Raw genomic sequence first — 18,235 nt, forward strand, 5'->3', positions numbered from 1 at the left:
ACCTTCCGCAGAGAATGGAGTGAATTAGATGCCCTTTATCCACTTATTGTTATATAAAATGATCTAAAGAAATACCCAAATTAACCTTCATGTCCAAAATCGGGTAATAAAAAGTAAGACGATTTGAAAAGGACGTGAAGGAAATGCAAGTTCAGACAGAAATTGAAGCAGTGGAACAAGCGATGAAACAGACAACAGATAAGCGAATGTACGAGCGTTTTCTTGCAGTTCGCCTTCGATTGGAAGGACAGACCCTTGAACAAATATCAAAGACTCTTCATCGTACGCGAAAAACTATAGGTGGCTATCTGCATAAATATCGGGATGGTGGACTGGATGCATTGGCGATGGAGCATTCACCGGGTAAACCTCCAAAACTGACGAAAACACAGACGGACCAACTCACCAAAGTGCTTACCAACAAACGTCCGGCTGACGTTGGATTTGATGCGAAATACACATGGACCTTGAAACTTGTTATTGGCTATATTGAGCGTGAATTCGATCAAACTTTTAGCGAGCGTGGTCTATCTTTGCTTTTGCATCGACTTGGATTCAGTTACACGAAAGCAACGTATACCTTGACGGCTGCGAATCCAGAAGAGCAACAAAGGTTTCGGGAGAAGACCGCAATCACTTTAAAAAAAAGCTCATGGACGGACAAATCGCCCATTTGCTCTTTGAAGATGAATCCATGATTCGAGCCTACCAATCCCTGCAGTACAATTGGTTTCCTCGGGGGCAACAACGAAAGATTAAAACCTATGGCAAGCATGAGGGCGCGAAGCTCTTTGGAACACTGGATTATGCAACGGGTAAAGTGTTTTACCAAGAAAGCGAATCATACGATGCAAAGGCGTTCGAACACTTCTTGAACTCACTTCTCACCGAATATCCTACCGGGCAAATCGTTATGGTACTGGACAATGGTCGTATTCATAAAGCAGCTTCCATTGAACGTTTTCTACAGGATGAACCCCGGCTAGAGTTTGTGTTTTTGCCCAAATATTCTCCTAATCTCAATCCCATTGAGGGACTCTGGAAATGGTTAAAAAGTGATGTCATCCACAACGTTTTTTACGATAAAACATACAAAATTCGAACCGCTGTCAGCAGTTTTATGAAACGCATAAACCAGAATCCAATGGAAGTGATTGATCGATTGTGTATAAATGTGTAATTCTTTAATTCAATTTATATAATAATCAGTTTGGTTATTGAAATTTAATTGTACATTTTCCACTTAATTAATACTGGGCTAGAGACAAACCTATCAAAACGGGCCATTACTGCGATAAATGTCCAATTCCCCGCTGCAGATTGCTCACGCACCCTTGATTTAACCAAATATTACTGTTATTTATGCATAACGAGGGACTTTCCAGCGCAATGCGGTCAATCAGTGGCTAAAGCTACTATTACAGTAACTAACACCGCTATTAATGCAGTTACCGCAGTTACCGCTACGCTTCTGTTAACGCAGTTACCGCTACGCTTCTGTTAACGCAGTTACCGCAATCATGGCGTTGCTGCTGCCCCCCCCATACACATTATCGCCTGTCTTAATATCATTTATCTGTACTGCGCAAACACCAATACTGCACAAACAGCTGAACTTCGCTTACATCCGTACTTCGCTTACATCCGTGCTACGCAAACATTTGTCCTACACAAGCTATTGGAGGATTACCCCTATTGACAACCTGTATATACAGGTTTAAACTGTGTGGAGTGTTTGAGCTTGTATATACAAGTTTAATGATTGAATGACAGCAATTCTTTTGGAGGTGCTTAATTTGACCCAGTCCCGGTATTCAGAATGGTGGCGCCGGTCCACAGTGTATCAGGTGTATCCGAAGAGCTTCAAGGACACGACAGGCAATGGAACAGGCGATATAAGAGGCCTTACTGAGAAATTGGATTATTTGCAGGAGCTTGGGATTGATATCGTCTGGCTGCAGCCGGTCTATGTCTCGCCCCAATATGATAACGGTTACGATGTTGCGGATTATGAGAATATTAACCCTGATTATGGCACGATGGAGGATTTCGATGAGCTGATAGAGGAGCTGCACCGGCGCGGCATGAAGCTGATGACCGATATCGTGGTCAATCATACCTCGACGGAGCATGAATGGTTCAAACAGTCGATTTCAGGCAAGGACAACCCGTATCGTAATTATTATATCTGGAAAGACCCGGCACCAGGCGGCGGCCTGCCGAATAACTGGCAATCGAAGTTCGGGGGGCCTGCCTGGCAGTTCGATGAAGCTTCAGGACAATATTATCTTACCTTGTTCGACAAGACTCAGGCCGATCTGAATTGGGAGAATGCAGAGGTCCGCAGAGCGGTTAATGATATGCTGCTGTTCTGGGCACGCAAGGGTGTGGACGGCTTCCGGATGGACGTTATTAATCTAATCTCCAAGGACCAGCAGTTCCCTAATGATGACGGAAGTGTGCCGCCGGGGGATGGACGGAAGTTCTATACAGACGGACCGCGCGTTCATGAATATATCAAAGACATGTATGATGAGGTGTTCGGCCCGTTTGAGCTGGTGACGGTCGGGGAGATGTCCTCCACTACCCTTGCGCATTGTATACGCTACTCGAACCCTGCAGAGCGGGAGTTCTCCATGACCTTCAATTTCCACCATCTGAAGGTGGATTATCCGGACGGCCGGAAGTGGGAGCTGATGCCCTATGATTTCGAGGCATTGAAACGGCTGTTCAGTGAGTGGCAGACCGGGATGCAGCAGGGCGGTGGCTGGAATGCTCTATTCTTCAACAATCATGATCAGCCGCGGGCTCTCTCCAGATTCACCGATGATGATGTTTACCGTGAAGCTAGCGCGAAACTCTTGGCTACAACGCTGCATGGTCTTCAAGGAACGCCTTATGTCTATCAGGGCGAGGAGATCGGCATGCCGAATCCGAAGTGGAAGGGCATCGAAGAATTCCGCGATATTGAGTCCCTGAACATGTACCGCATTCTGCAGGAACAGGGCAAGAGCCCGGAAGTGGCCCTCAGCATCCTGCAGGAACGTTCGCGCGACAATTCACGTACGCCGATGCAGTGGGATGACAGCCCAAATGCCGGATTCACCAGCGGTACACCATGGCTGAAGGTCGACGAGCGGTACCGGGACATTAATGTACAGAAGGAGCTGGAGCGGCCGGATTCGATCCTCCATCATTACCGCAAGCTGATTGCGCTGCGCAAAGAGCATGCTGTATTCACCCGAGGCGTATTCCGCAGATTGGATGAAGGTCATCCCGAGGTGTTCGCTTATGCCCGGACAGGGACCGGGGAGACACTTGTGGTGGTCTCGAACTTCAGCAGTAAGGAAATTAGCTTCCGGTTCGAGGACAAGTATTGGGCAGACTTAAGCCAAGCTGGCACGGACAAGCCTCTAATCGGTAATACAGCCGATGCCCCTGCATTAACACAAGAGCTTCAGCTCAGTCCATATGCTTCCTATATGTGGTTAACAACATCTAATACTTAAGGAGTGATGATATGGCTATTGACCGCAAGAATGTAGAGGATATTGTACGGGCGGTTGGGGGCAAGGAGAATATTGAGGTCGCGACGCATTGCGTAACCAGGCTAAGATTCTCGCTCTATGACGAGAGCAAGGTCGATTCAGCAGCACTGGACGCCAATGACCTTGTCAAAGGACAATTTTCCAGCCAAGGCCAGTTCCAGATCGTCATCGGTCCGGGAACCGTTGATAAAGTGTATGAGGAAATGATTCAGCTGACCGGCGGTGCCCGTTCTTCTAAGGATGAGGTGAAATCGGCAGCGGCCCGTAAGCAGAATCCTCTGCAGCGGGCGATCAAGACGCTCGCCGATATTTTTATTCCGATCCTTCCGGCCATCGTGACCGCAGGTTTGCTGCTCGGGATCAATAATATACTGACCGGCCCGGGTATCTTCTTCAGCCAGTCGCTGGTCGATGTCTATCCGCAGTGGAAAGATATTGCGGCGATAATCAATACGATTGCCAGTACGGCCTTCACGTTCTTACCGGCCCTGATCGGCTGGGCGGCAGTGACCCGGTTCGGCGGCAGTCCGCTGCTCGGGATTGTGCTCGGACTCATTCTCGTTCATCCGGATTTATTAAGTGCCTACGGTTATGCCAGTGCTTCCACGGAAGGAACAGTTCCGACCTGGAATTTGTTCGGCTGGCATCTGGAGAAAATCGGTTATCAGGGTCAGGTATTGCCGGTGCTGGTCTCGGCCTATATTCTGGCCGGCATTGAGAAGTTCCTGAACAAGAGGGTACATGACTCGATGAAGCTGCTGGTTGTTGCGCCAGTGACTCTGCTGATTACAGGTTTTCTGGCGTTCACAATCATTGGACCGGTTACCTTCGGCATAGCCAATGCGATCACTTCCGGACTGGTCTACGTGTTCGATCATTTCGCGATTCTAGGCGGCTTAATCTATGGCGGATTCTATGCGCTGCTGGTCATCACGGGGATGCATCATACCTTCCTGGCCGTTGACGTTCAGCTTATCGGCAGTGAAGGCGGCACATTCCTCTGGCCGATGCTCGCTCTCTCCAACATTGCACAGGGGGCTGCGGCACTGGCGATGATGTTCGTCATCAAAGAACAGAAGACGAAGGGACTTGCGGTGACGTCATCGATCTCTGCCTTCCTCGGAGTTACGGAACCTGCGATCTTCGGGGTCAATATCCGCTACCGCTATCCGTTCATCTTCGGGATGATCGGCTCTGCACTGGGTGGGGTTCTGCTCACGATTAACCAGGTCCGCGCCTCTTCCATTGGCGTTGGCGGGGTTCCCGGCTTCCTGTCCATCTTCCCGAACCAGTGGGGTGTATTCTTCGTGGGTATGGCGATTGTGCTGATCGTACCGTTTGTGGCTACTGTGCTATATGGCCGTGCCGTCGTCGGCCGTGCCGAGAAGAGTTCAGGGGCAGCAGCAGCTGCAACCGGACCAACAACGCTCAGCCCCCCGGCTGGAAAAGATGAACTCAGCAGCCGCCGGTCCGTTCAAGGCTCACAGGAGCCGGTGAACATATTGGAGCTGGCTGCACCGCTCAACGGGACGGCAGTACCGCTTGCGCAGGTACCCGATCCTGCTTTTGCCGAGGGGCAGATGGGTCAGGGGGTTGCGATTGAACCCTCCGAAGGGAAAGTATATGCACCGTTTGATGCGACAGTCGCCCATGTAATCAAGAGCAAACATGCGCTTATACTGGAGCATGCCAGCGGCGTGCAGGTACTTATCCACGTAGGGATTAATACGGTGTCGCTCAAGGGCAGCGGGTTCACCCAGCTTAAGAATATTGGCGATAAGGTGAAGGCCGGCGAGCTTCTGCTGGAATTCGATATGGATGCTATCCGTGCAGCCGGTTACCCGGTGATTACCCCTATCATCATTCCTGCGGGGCAGGAGATGGTGGAGAAGATTGAGGAGAAGATAGGACCAGCGGCGGCGAAGCAGACCAGTATTCTGACTATTCATCTTAAGGGTTGACCGGACCCGCCCCCGAATTGAATCCATGCGTCCAGAGCCATGGCGTGATACAATATAGGGCGGTGATCTATAATGAGAGAAAATATATATTTGCAAATCTACAATGAATACAGTAACCAGATCCATTCCGGCCAGCTGCTGCCGGGGACCAAGCTGCCTTCTGAAAGTGAGCTGGCCGAGGCGTACTGCACTTCGCGGGAAACGGTGCGCAAAGCGCTGAATCTGCTGTTCCGTGAGGGCTATATTCACAAAATCAAGGGCAGGGGCTCGTTTGTGCTGGATATGACCCGGATGGATTTTCCCGTTACCGGTCTGATCTCGTTCAAGGAAATGGCAGGTACACTCGGTGCTCCCTCACGGACACTGGTAGAGGAAACGGTGATGGAGCCGGCCGGCTCTGCGCTGGCCAGACAGCTGCAGGTTCCGGAGGATACTCCGGTATGGAAGGTGATCCGCGCCAGAGAGATAGAAGAAGAACGAATCATTCTGGACAAGGATTATTTCCGGGCAGATATTGTGCCGTTCTTAAGCGCAGAGATCGCGGCAGGCTCGATCTATGAATATCTGGAAGTGGAGCTGGGGCTGAAAATCAGTTATGCGAAGAAGCTGATATCCGTTGAGCCTGCGACGGAGGAGGATCACCGCCTGCTTGATCTGAAGAAATATACGCATATTGTCGTAGTGCGGAACTATGTGTATCTGGAGAATACGGTGCTGTTCCAATATACCGAATCCAGACACCGGCTGGATAAGTTTCAGTTCGTGGATTTTGCCAGACGGGTGCGGCGGTAATACTATGAGGTAAGCGGCAACGAAAAGAAAAAAACATTGCCGGCACCCGGCAGGGTGTGAACTCCGATGTCCCCGCCATGTGCTTCAATAATGTATTTGCAGATGGCAAGCCCCAGGCCGGCTCCCCCCCATTGGCTGGAGCGTGATTTATCCCCGCGGTAGAACCGCTCAAAGAGATGGGGCAAGTGCTCGGGTGCGATTTCTGTACCGTTATCACTCACACTCACATTCAGCCGCTTCCCGGTACGGGAAGCGGCTATGGTTATATGTGCCTCTTCACCTGCATATTTGGTGGCATTGCCGACTAAGTTGTTAAATACCTGTGTGAGGCGGACCGCGTCTGCCCGCACCCTTCCAGACGGAAAGGGACGGACCACACTTAATCTGGCCCTGCCCTCAGCAAATTCATATTCCAGCGGCCGCACGATGGACTCCAGCAGAAGATCGCATTCGATCTCTTCGTAGTTCATTTGCAGCTGCCCCGACTCCAGCTCCGAGAAGCGGAACAAATCCTCAATCAGATCGTTTAGCTTGTCTGTCTTGTCCCGGATGATCGATAAATAACGCTCGAATTTGACTCTATCCTGTGCGACGCCATCCTGCAGACCTTCCACATATCCCCTGATGGAGGAAAGAGGGGTTCGGAGATCATGGGAGATGCTCGCTATGAGTTCATTGCGTGCTTGTTCATAAGCGTCCTGGTTCACCTTGGATTCCAGCAGACGGGTTCTCATTAGCTCGAACACAGTGCTGAACTGGCCCATTTCGTCGTTGGCCCGGTAAGTGATCGGGCAATCCATGTTGCCCTGCACAATCTGTTCAGCCGCGAGCGTAAGCTCCCGGAGAGGCAGTAGAATTTTGCGGGTTATCGTTCGGGTCATCCAAATTGTACAGCAGATCAGCGGGAGAGACACCAGGATGACCACAGGGATCATTCCAGTGTAAGCTTTATCTGCAGGTGCGTTATTACTGTAACTGGTACCGATAAATATAGAAAAGAGAAGCAGCGGAAGCAGGATAATGATAAACATCGAAGTAACCATTTGAAAGCGGAGGCCCGGTTTCTTCATATTTATATCCCCCCGTAAAATTTATAGCCTATGCCTCGAACAGTAAGAATGTACCGGGGATTGGCCGGATCTATTTCGATTTTTTCCCGTATCTTTTTGACATGCACTGTTACCGTATTCAGATCTCCGTATTCGTGTATTCCCCAGGCACTTCCGAAGATCTGTTCACGGGTAAACACCTGATTGGGATGGATCGCAAGAAAGCGGAGCACCTCGAATTCCCGCGCTGAGAAATGAACGGTCTCCTTGCGTACCCGGACCTCATAGGCTTTGAGATCAAGCTCCAGGCCGGGATATACGACTGTGCTTTGTTGCTTTGAAGGTAGGGTTAACCCGTTGAAACGCCTCAGCTGAGCTTTAACTCTGGCTACAATCTCACCTGGACTGAAAGGCTTCACCACATAATCATCCGCTCCCAGACCTAGGCCCAGAATTTTATCGGAATCCCGTTTTTTTGCGCTGAGCATAATGATGGGAACATCGGACTCCGTACGTATCCTGCGGCATACCTCCATTCCATCAAGCAGCGGCAGCATAATATCAAGGACTACCAGCTGCGGATGAAACTGTCCGAAAGCCCGGAGCGCTTCTTCACCGTCAGGACAGATGATCACCTCATACCGCTCGATCTCCAAATAATCCTTGATCAGCTCGGCGATCTCCAGCTCATCTTCGACAATCATAATCCGTTCACTTGCCATAGTAAGGACACACCCGTTTTCATAGGATTGTTGTTCTAGTGACCATCATATATGATTTGGATATTTCCGTAAATCAGGACGTTTCAAAACCGATCATGGATAATAAGATTAAAACTGCGCCAGCAACAATGATCAACAGATAGAGAATGCGTTTTTTCATAGTCAGGTCTCCTAGGATTTAATGTATTGATTATTTGATTTCCATGTTCCGGAAGCTCATGATCCCAAGCCAGGCAAATACGAGAATAGTCGCAATGGGAATCAGGATTAAGAGAGTAAGCTCATACGTTGTCGGCGTTGGGGTTGCGATATCCATACTAAGCTTAAATACGGAATGCTCATAAAATTCTCTGTACACAGCCCATTTGCCGCTCAGCCACTCTGAGAGGGTGTCGAAGAAAAGCATTACCAGCAGCACCGCGCCAATCGTTATGCCGCTTATTGTTGTTGTGACAGCGAAGACGGCAACCATGGAGGCAAAGGCAGCTGCATACAGTATCGTGAAGGCAAGTGTACGAAATAAATATAGGGCGGCAGGAATTTCCGGGAGGCTGCCGAAGCCATTCAGCAAACTGCCGGCTATCACACATATGACAGGGACGATTAAGGACAAAATGATGATTCCGATAGAGTAGGCCGTCAGCTTGGCAGTATAAATCTGTCTGCGGCTGTACCCTGAAGCAACCGAGATTTTCATAATCCCAAGGCCATGCTCACCTGAGAGAAAGAAGCCTCCTACTACGGCTAATGAGATTTTAAGCACAATCACATTCACTTGTACACCTTGGCCTAGCCCGGATATCCCGCTGAAAACCTTCTGATCTGAGCCCATATAATGGATAACTCCGGATAAGATGACCGCCACGAAGATAAAAGTGAAACAGAGAATCCGGAACGAGGGCTCTTTGTATAATTTGTACAGCTCAGACCGTAACAGATTTGCCATTTGCCGCCCCTCCAATCAGCTTGGTATAATACCGTTCCAGCATTTCGCCCTTCGGCATGAGCTGCTGGACTTCCAGACCTGCTGCAAACAGCTTAGCCGAGAGTGCGCCGGGAGGGCCGAACGGTTCATACAAGCGGATGATACCGTCAGCATCTACTTCATATTCCGTTGTCTGCCATTCTTCTTGTATAATTCCTATGGCCTTCTCTGGTGAGTCTACCTTAATGTGCAGGTATTGCCTGCACTTGGCCTGAAGCTCGCTTACAGACAACTGCTCCAGCATTCGCCCGTTATGAATAATCCCGTAATCCGTTGCCAGCAAATGAAGCTCGCTCAGAATATGGCTGGATATCAGAATACTAATGCCCTTGTCCCTGTTTAAATGAAGCAATAGTTCCCTTAATTCAACAACTCCCACAGGATCGAGTCCATTGGTAGGTTCGTCAAGAATAAGCAGCTCAGGGTGGCCGAGCAGTGAAACCGCTAGTCCCAGCCGCTGCTTCATACCCAAGGAGAAGTTGGCAGCGATTTTGCTGCCGGCCTGCTCCAGTCCTACCAGTGATAAGGTTTGGCGGATCTGCGCCTTGTCGCGGATTCCCTTTTGCAGCCGGAATACCTCCAGGTTCTCTGCGGCTGATAGATGAGGGAAAAGGGCGGGTGTCTCAATAGTCGTGCCCATCCTTTTTCTTGCCTGTACAAGCTGTGCGCCTTCCTTATATCCGAATAATTCGATTTGACCTGAGGTTGGCCTGGAAAGTCCCGCCGCTATCCGCATAAGGGTTGATTTCCCGGCACCGTTCTGGCCTATGAACCCATAGATGCTGCCCCGGCGTATCGACAGATCGACACGGTCCAGTGCAGGGTGATGCTTGTAATGCTTGGATAATTGGCGTGCCTGAAGCACATATTCGCTCATGCGTTCTCCCACCTCATTTGATTTCTACGTACTTAAATTATCTGCCGGCTTTCTCTCATTCTAGCGGCGCGTTATAAACGTTCACCGCAGCTAATCTGAACAGTCCATAAAGATTTCATTAACATTTGATAAACATTCAGCAAAAAATGACCAATCCTGCAAATAAAATGGCGAGCAGTGGTCCCCAGTTTGAATTACAATTTCAATAGGATGGCAATTCTCATAATTTTCGGGGGAAGTCCTTTATTCTGCGTATGGGATAAAATAATTTCGGCTTGTAGAATGGTACTGAGGATTTGTAAACGCTTGCGCACCATTTCAGGGAGGCTATTATGTACTCAACAAATGTCAGGAACCCCGTGATCTCCGGCTACTATCCAGATCCGAGTGTAGTCCGTGTAAATGATGATTTCTATTTGATTAACAGCTCTTTTGAGTATTTTCCCGGCGTCCCTATCTTCCATAGCAAGGATCTGATCCACTGGACGCCCATAGGACATGTATTGACCCGGAATTCCCAGGTGAACCTGCGGACATGCCGTAGCTCTAGCGGTATATATGCCGCTACGATACGCCATCATGCGGGCCGTTATTATATGATTACTACGGATGTGAGGGGGATCGGTAATTTCTTCGTGACCGCGGACAAACCGGAAGGTCCCTGGTCGGAGCCGGTCCTGCTGCCTTATGGGGGGATCGATCCGTCCCTGTTCTTCGATGAGGATGGGCGCGCTTACGTGACTGTGCAGAATGGAGCCGGCTATGAATCCCATATTATCCAGTACGAGATTCATCCGGAGTCCGGTGAAGTGCTGTCTGAGCCTGTGGAGATCTGGCGTGGGGATGAGGGTCCATGGGTAGAAGGGCCGCATCTGTATAAAATCAAGGGCGTCTACTACCTGATGACGGCATCGGGCGGCACCGCCCGGGATCACCGGGAGATCATTGCCCGCAGCAGCAACCCTTACGGGCCGTTTGAGGATAAGCCTGAACCTATACTGACCCACCGCGGGCTGAAGGAGCATCCGGTTCAATGCCTGGGCCATGCGGATCTGGTAGAGGATACGTCCGGGAAGTGGTGGGCCGTCTTTCTGGGCATGCGTCCGGTGGACGGCAAATACTCTCCGCTGGGCAGAGAGACCTTCCTGGCTCCGGTGACCTGGACCGAAGAAGGCTGGCCGGTGATTGACAACAATGAAGGAACCGTTGTCTCCGCTGAAAATTCCAGTCCGGATGACATTGTTCAGCGTTTGGAGCTGAGCGGCAGCTTCGGCCCGGAATGGGCTTTTCTGCGCAGCTATGAGGAGGAACGGTATTCCTGGACGGAGCATGAAGGTAAACTCGCTATCCTGGGGAATGCCTATACGCTGGATGACGAGGCGCCGGCAGTGTTGGCCTGTATCCGCCAGAAGCATCACCGGATGGAGATGGGCGTAAGTCTGGAATTTGATCCGGCGAAGGATGGGGAATATGCCGGACTGGCCGCCCGCCTGAACAACCGGGGCTATCTCTTCTGGGGACTCTCGGGCCGGAGTGGCAGACGGGTTATGGAGCTTACCGTCAAGGACGGGGATCAGAAGCAGATATATCATTACCCGGTTGGGAGCTCGGGAGAGATTCGGCTCCGCCTCCGTTCGGACGGTGAGGTCTATACCTGCTCGTATTCTGAGGATGGCCTCTCCTGGCATGACGCAGAGCAGAAGGTACATGTATCTGTCCTGTCACCTGAGGTGAACGGCGGATTCACCGGTGTCTGCCTGGGACTTCACGCCTCGGGAGAGGGTGCGGATGCTGCGGCTCCAGGTTATTTTGCCGAATTCTATTACACAAATACAAAAGGAGATGTCTTATGACACATTTGCCGAAACCTAATGAAGCGCTCGTTACCCACATCTATACTGCGGACCCGTCCGCCCATGTCTATGAAGGAAAAATCTATATTTATCCTTCCCATGACCTGGATCACGATGGACCGGATAATGATAACGGGGACCAGTATGCGATGGAAGACTATCATATTCTGTCACTGGATAATTTTGAGTCACCGGTAGTGGATCACGGCCAGGCGCTCCATCTGGATCAGATCCCCTGGGCCTCGAAGCAGCTCTGGGCTCCGGACGCAGCCTATAAGAATAATACCTATTATCTGTTCTTCCCGGCTCGTGATCACGACGGAATATTCCGGATGGGTGTGGCAACCTCTGCTTCACCGGCAGGCCCGTTTGAGCCGCAGCCCGATTACATCGCCGGCAGCTATAGTATTGATCCGGCTGTATTGGTGGATGACGATAACCAGGCTTATATCTATTTCGGCGGTCTTTGGGGAGGGCAGCTGGAGAAATGGCAGACAGGCACATTCGTGGCGGATGCGGAAGGGCCTGCGCTGGATGCGCCGGCGATTGGGCCGCGTGTGGCGCTGCTGAGTGAGGATATGCTGTCTTTTCAGGAGCAGCCTTCTGAGATCTCAATTGTAGATGAAGAGGGGAACCCGATTCTTGCCGGTGACGAGCAGCGGAGATATTTCGAAGGACCGTGGGTTCACAAATACAATGATTATTACTATCTCTCTTACTCGACTGGAACTCAGCACACGCTGGTATATGCCGTCAGCCGGAATCCACAGGGGCCATTTACCTTTAAGGGAGAAATTCTCTCCCCGGTCATTGGCTGGACCACTCATCACTCCATCGTTCAATTCGAGGACAAGTGGTATCTGTTCTATCACGACAGCTCGTTATCGGGTGGCGTGAACCATAAGCGCAGCGTGAAATATACCGAGCTTAAGTATAATGAAGACGGAACAATTCAGAAGATTGATCCATACCCGGCCTCTACTGAATCAGCGGAGTAATCCGCAAGCCCAGCAGCATCCAGTACAGCAGCCTGTATGACAGCAGAACAAACAGCAGCTTCCCCGCGGAGGCTGCTTTTTTGCTGTATGTAGAGTGAATAATTTATCAGAGCATGCCTCAGGACTATTGGAGATGTGCTCTATTTGGTTATGGGCTGTTGCAGACTTTCCTTTAATTTGACCAGTTTATCTTTAATTTCGCTTCTACTTGGACTGGTAGTTCCTGCTATATATTAAATTTGGACAGAGAATAGAAGGGGGGTACAGCAGGGTTTTTATGAATGCGTTTCCAATATTGCGCCGTTTGAGCAAGCAGAATCCAAGAACATCCCCATTACATGAGGAGAGTGGACCATGATATCTCATACCCAAACACGAAAACTTCGCAGGCTGACTTCAACCGTAATAAGTGCGGCGCTACTTGCAGGCTTGCTGCCGCAGACTGTCCTGGCCGGAGATACCTGGCCGTTCAAAGGGGGCAGCGCGCATGGAGCTAACCAGCCGAGTGTACATGGCTATACCAGCAATCAAATTGCGGGTTGGAGTCCTGAGACCGATCCGGATGCGGAACTGCTTCGTTCCCGCGTGCCTTTACAGAAGCGGATTGCATCTTTCACGGCTACACAGGCTAATCCAAAGCTGAGTCCGGATGTCAAAATGATGAATGTCGCAGGCGATTATGGAAATGCTTTCATTGAAAATGCTCCTTATACCAACAAGTTTGCCCAATATCACTTCAATTTCTGGCAGTATGTTGATTATTATTCGTATTGGCATGGTACGGCAACGGCATATACACCGCCGGAATATTACGATGATCTGGCCCAGTCCGACTGGCAGCAGAAGTGGTTTGAGTTCGGCATGCTGAATATTCCGAATCCAACCTATACGGATGCCGCGCACAAGAATGGGGTCATGTCGCTGGCCGGTGTGTTTTTCTCCAACAATGACCGCGGACAGCAATCGTACAAACAAATGATTGTGAAGGATGAGAACGGTGACTTCCCGGTGGCCAGGAAAATGATTGAAATGGCCAATTACTTCGGCTTCGACGGCTATTTCCTTAATCAGGAAGAGCTGAATCCGAACGTTGCTCCAGCCGATATTCCCGATTACATTGCTTTCATGAAGGTGCTGCAAAAAGGTGGGTTATACGTCCAGTGGTACGATTCTTTAACTACGAACAACGGTTCCAATACCTTTACAAGGACCTTTAGTAATAACAATATTTCGATGCTGTATGATAAAACGGCAAAAGAGCCGGTTTCAAACTCCTTTTTCTTCGATTACGGAGTGAATAGTACCCATATTAATACAGCGATAGGCTATTTGACTGGAATGAATGAGGATGAAGGGACAAATTACAATCTGTATGATATTGGCTTTGCAGGACTTGAAGCAGGCCGTGACCGTTTCAAGAGCGTACAGGGAACAGCTCTGAAAGACAAGTTGACAGCAGGCGGAGCTCCGCGTTTAAGCATCGCTACGCTCGGAGCCGATTTCGTCCATGCCGGTCTTGACGAGGATATGGGACAAGCGTGGCCTGTCTCGAGGCGTACAGACAATGATTACCAGTGGATGGCCAATCTGCGGGAGCAGCTCTGGTGGTCAGGTCCGAATGTGAATCCCGGCAATACAACTGTTTCGCCCGCGAATACGGTGGCGGATGTCTATGCGGATAACCGCTACTGGCCGGGAATTTCTTCGGTCATTGCGGAACGCTCAGTGGTACAGAATTCCAACTTCTATACGAATTTCAATACCGGACATGGTATCTCCTATTATGTTAACGGGGAGAAGTCAAATCAGGAAGAATGGTCCAACATGAGCCTTCAGGATATTCCTGTAACGTGGCAGTGGTGGCAGGATACCCTGGGCAACCGCTTGACGGTTGATTATGACTACGGTCCGGAATATACAATGACAGACAATTCACATATGAGCTATAAGCAGATTGGCGGCTTCAACGGAGGCAGTTCACTGGTTGTGAACGGGGCGCTGGACAAGGAGAATTTTCTCCGTTTGTACAAGAGCGACCTGTCTGTACAGGCAACGTCCCAACTGTCGATTGCTTATAATAAGACTTCAGCCGACGATGCTTCTGTCTTTAGTGCAGGCCTGATCTTCAAGGACAATCCGTCCAAGGTAGTCAAGGTTCCTGTGGAGAACAGCGGTAAACAAACCATGGGCTGGGTAACGGCAGAGGTAGATCTGGGGGCTTACGCAGGTAAAGAAATTGCGGCCTTTGGCCTGGTGTTTACACCGGGGGCAAGCACAATCGCCGATTATCAGGTAAACATCGGTCAAATCCGCATCTCGGACGGTTCAGCCGTGAAGCCGGCCGCGCCAACCCATCTGGTGGTTGCGCAGGCCTTGCCGAATACGAATGAAATGATTTTGAAGTGGGATCTAAACAGCGATTATTCCAAGGTGAAGCAATACAATGTATATGTGAACGACATCTTTATGGGCGGCAAATATGACGAAACGTTCTACATCAAACAGCTGCCAGCCAAATCCGGTATAATTAAAGTCATTCCTGTAGGAGCGGACGGAGTAGAAGGGGAAGCGGCTACAGTGTCCTTTAATTTGGACTCGGCGGTATCGGGTATTGAAGCCGAATCAAGCGAGAACGGGGATCTCCTGGTCAAGTGGTCCGGTTCAGACGCTGCCGGGAACGTTAAGGTGACGGTGAAATCGGTAAACTGGATTACAACCGCAGAACCTGTCTCCAGACAATTGATCCTGCCGCAAGGGACAACCTCGGCATTGTTCAGCGATATGCCAATTAATGGGGACGAGTACACTGTAACCATCCAGGCAGGCAACTCCGACATTGTAACCTATAATGGTACGTTCATTGACAAGCTGTCGGAGCCTTATGCCGAAGCATGGTCCTGGAATGGAAATACACTGAGCCTGCCAATGCCGAACACACGGGACTGGAGGTACATGTACGTCTATGAAGACGGAGTTCCTAAATCTTTTGCGGTAACCTATTTCTCAGGGGCAGCAGCGCAAAAGCCGATGATTATCCGCGGCCGCACCACGAAGGCGAGTCTTAGCTTTACGTCGACCAAAGCAGTAACAGTGGTGATGGAGGATTACAGCGGGAACAAATCCCAGCCGCTGCAGCTGGATAAGCGGTACAATGTAACCTTTAACAGTAACGGCGGCCAGCCGAAAGCGAAGGTTGTTCAGGTTATGAACGGTGCGCTTGTGACTGCACCGAATGTGGCGAGAGAAGGTTATGTGCTGGAAGGCTGGTATAACGGTAATGCGAGATGGCACTTTGCCTCTGACACGGTGAATGGTCCGCTTACGCTGCAGGCGAAATGGACCGCGCTGCCGCCGGATGTACAGGTGGTCAGTGAAGGCTCGTTCCGGGCAGGACAGGATGGGGTGCTTCGCGCTGTTGGTAAAGGTTCCGGCACATTAGTCTATGCCTGGTATGTCGATCAGGGAGAAGGATACGGTGAAGTTATTGCCGCTGGCGACACGCTGACACTTACAGATCTGACAGAAGATATGAGCGGTTACCGCTATAAGGTCATTGTGACCGGCGAAGGCGGCTTGACCGCAGAGAAGGAATATAACCTGCAGGTGCTTCCGGCGGAAATCCAATGGATGACCCCGGCCTTTGTGATGGACTTGCCATCGGTACTTGAGACTGTTGGCGGGGAGCCGATCGCGCTTGCCGTCGATACATCAGGAGATATTGCCTCGATTGAGTGGGAAAGAAAGCGTGCTGCCGATGAGGAATGGCAGACGGTTCCGGGCGTTACCGGTGCGGTATACCGGTTCAATCCATTATTTGAAGAGGATGGAACGAATTATCGTGTTGTGCTGACCGGCAAAGAGGCCACAGACCCGGCGCGTATCGTTGGCTCACCGCTGGCACTGAAGGTCCATCCGCAGCATGAAGCTCCAGCGATTGCTTCATTTACGGCGACAAGCCAGTCGGTAATGGAAGGTAACGATGTGACCTTTACAGTTGTTGCCGATTCCGTTTATGGTGAACTGGGCTACAGCTGGTTCAAAGATGATCTGGTTATAGAGGGTGCTCTTGGCAGCAGCCTGACCCTTGCCAAGGCACAACTTTCTGATACGGGCGTTTATAAGGCGCGTGTAGAGAATACCCGCATCGTTGGCGGCCGCCCTTATGTGGACGCGGCGGATACAGAGGTTATTACTCTGACTGTAAACCGTCAGCCGGTGACGCCGACGAATCCCCCGTTGACGGCAACCCATCCTCCGGTGGCTTCTCTGCCAACAGCAACACCTGTACCGGCTGTAACACCGGCGCCTGCGACTGCAGCTGCAGTGATATCAGGCGCACAGTTGGGCAGTCCGGCCGTGAACGGTGTAGTTACCGTGCAGATACAGCAAGCGGTTAGAGTTGAGCTTCCGGTTAACGCCGGTGAGCTGCTGGGAACGAATTCCCTGCGTGTGCAAGGAGACAGAATCGGGCTGATGCTGACACCGGACCTGCTGAAGCAGCTGGCCGAAGCCGTGCCTGCTGCCCAGGGCAACGGTGCAAAGATCGTGCTGCAAGCAGAATTCAAGGCACTTGCACAAGCTTCGCTGAAGACGGAAGCCGGTGTATCGCTTAAGGGACAACTCCTGGACTATGATCTGAGCCTGTCCCTGGCAGATGGAACCGTTAAGCGTCCCGGCAGTTACGCTTCTCCTGTTAGGATAAGCTGGCCAGCCGGTGAAGGACTTCATCCGAAGCTGCTTGGCCTGTACCGTGTAGGAGGTGACGGCACACTCGCCTATCTGGGCGGAGCGGCTGAAGACGGCGGATTTACGGGACTTCTTGACGGCAGCGGCAGGTACGCACTGCTGGAGTATACGAAGCAGTTCAACGATGTTCCGGTTACGCACTGGGCCTTTGAAGCCCTGCGTGAGCTGTCTGCGAAGCATCTGATCAAGGGGATATCGGAGCAGGCTTATCAGCCGGGCCGGAATATTACCCGGGCTGAATTCGTGCAGCTGATGGCCGGTACGCTGCAGCTAAGCGGTAACGGCACCACTTCCTTCGCTGATGTTCCGGCAGGCGCCTGGTATCAGCAGGCACTCTCTGGCATGGTCCAGGCCAGTCTGATTACCGGCCGTACGCCGGAGTCCTTCCAGCCGGATGCAGCAATCAGCCGGGAAGAGATGACCGTCATTCTGATGCGCGCTTACCGGCTGCAGCAGGGTTCAATCCCGGCCGCAGCGGGCAGCCTGTCTATTAAGGATGCTGGAGACATCTCCGGCTGGGCAGCGGATCAGGTGGCTGAAGCCGCTGCGCTTGGCCTCGTGAAAGGGCGGGCTGATGGAACTTTTGCACCCAAAGCTCCCGCCACCCGGGCAGAAGCTGCGCAGATGCTGCTGAATTATTTGAATTAAGCCTGGCGGGCGGTAAGGAAATACCGCCGGCTCAAGCCATAAACAAGGCGCTCACC

The 18,235-nt window shown here is 51.0% G+C and carries 11 protein-coding genes; 7 read left to right on the forward strand and 4 right to left on the reverse strand.

Annotated elements, in window-relative coordinates; translation table 11 throughout:
- Nucleotides 1-143: 143 nt before the first annotated feature.
- The 4 genes from MKX70_RS15395 (at nt 144) to treR (ending at nt 6,301) form a co-directional block, all read left to right on the forward strand.
- A protein-coding gene (locus MKX70_RS15395; RefSeq protein WP_269322090.1) for an IS630 family transposase occupies nt 144-1,180 on the forward strand; the annotation gives its coding sequence in 2 pieces (ribosomal slippage) (nt 144-641 and nt 644-1,180; 1,035 coding nt in all).
- A gap of 616 nt (nt 1,181-1,796) precedes the next feature.
- A complete protein-coding gene (treC, locus tag MKX70_RS15400) occupies nt 1,797-3,509 on the forward strand; it encodes an alpha,alpha-phosphotrehalase (RefSeq protein ID WP_445323667.1) in 1,713 nt (570 codons plus the stop codon).
- A gap of 11 nt (nt 3,510-3,520) precedes the next feature.
- Nucleotides 3,521-5,509, forward strand: coding sequence for a PTS system trehalose-specific EIIBC component (gene treP / locus MKX70_RS15405; RefSeq protein ID WP_340840281.1), 1,989 nt, complete (start codon nt 3,521-3,523; stop codon nt 5,507-5,509).
- Between the two features lie 72 nt (nt 5,510-5,581).
- A complete protein-coding gene (gene treR / locus MKX70_RS15410; RefSeq protein ID WP_039302521.1) occupies nt 5,582-6,301 on the forward strand; it encodes a trehalose operon repressor in 720 nt (239 codons plus the stop codon).
- Nucleotides 6,302-6,303: 2 nt separating this feature from the next.
- On the opposite strand, the gene MKX70_RS15415 is transcribed toward treR, so the two are convergent.
- From MKX70_RS15415 to MKX70_RS15430, 4 genes are all read right to left on the reverse strand, one after another.
- Complete coding sequence (locus tag MKX70_RS15415; RefSeq protein WP_042238217.1) at nt 6,304-7,371, reverse strand: sensor histidine kinase; 1,068 nt, start codon at nt 7,369-7,371, stop codon at nt 6,304-6,306.
- 2 nt (nt 7,372-7,373) lie between these two features.
- Nucleotides 7,374-8,072 carry a response regulator transcription factor gene (locus tag MKX70_RS15420; RefSeq protein ID WP_340840282.1) on the reverse strand — a complete coding sequence of 233 codons (699 nt, stop codon included), beginning with the start codon at nt 8,070-8,072 and terminating at the stop codon, nt 7,374-7,376.
- A 190-nt stretch (nt 8,073-8,262) separates the two neighbouring features.
- Complete coding sequence (locus MKX70_RS15425; RefSeq protein ID WP_340840283.1) at nt 8,263-9,018, reverse strand: ABC transporter permease; 756 nt, start codon at nt 9,016-9,018, stop codon at nt 8,263-8,265.
- On the reverse strand, nt 8,996-9,934 hold the full coding sequence (locus tag MKX70_RS15430) for an ATP-binding cassette domain-containing protein (protein WP_042238214.1): 939 nt from the start codon (nt 9,932-9,934) through the stop codon (nt 8,996-8,998). The genes MKX70_RS15425 and MKX70_RS15430 overlap by 23 nt, the downstream gene beginning before the upstream one ends.
- A 332-nt stretch (nt 9,935-10,266) precedes the next feature.
- Here MKX70_RS15430 and MKX70_RS15435 point away from each other — a divergent pair, with 332 nt between their 5' ends.
- The 3 genes from MKX70_RS15435 to MKX70_RS15445 all read left to right on the forward strand — a co-directional run bounded on the left by MKX70_RS15435 (nt 10,267) and on the right by MKX70_RS15445 (nt 18,179).
- On the forward strand, nt 10,267-11,787 hold the full coding sequence (locus MKX70_RS15435; protein ID WP_340784057.1) for a glycoside hydrolase family 43 protein: 1,521 nt from the start codon (nt 10,267-10,269) through the stop codon (nt 11,785-11,787).
- Entirely contained in the window at nt 11,784-12,785 is a 1,002-nt protein-coding gene (locus MKX70_RS15440; RefSeq protein ID WP_340840284.1) for a glycoside hydrolase family 43 protein, read from the forward strand. The genes MKX70_RS15435 and MKX70_RS15440 overlap by 4 nt, the downstream gene beginning before the upstream one ends.
- A gap of 354 nt (nt 12,786-13,139) precedes the next feature.
- Nucleotides 13,140-18,179 carry an endo-beta-N-acetylglucosaminidase gene (locus MKX70_RS15445; protein WP_340840285.1) on the forward strand — a complete coding sequence of 1,680 codons (5,040 nt, stop codon included), beginning with the start codon at nt 13,140-13,142 and terminating at the stop codon, nt 18,177-18,179.
- Nucleotides 18,180-18,235 lie beyond the last annotated feature (56 nt).

The sequence above is a fragment of the Paenibacillus sp. FSL R7-0312 genome, from assembly GCF_038004445.1.
In the GTDB taxonomy this organism is placed as follows: Bacteria; Bacillota; Bacilli; order Paenibacillales; family Paenibacillaceae; genus Paenibacillus_AQ.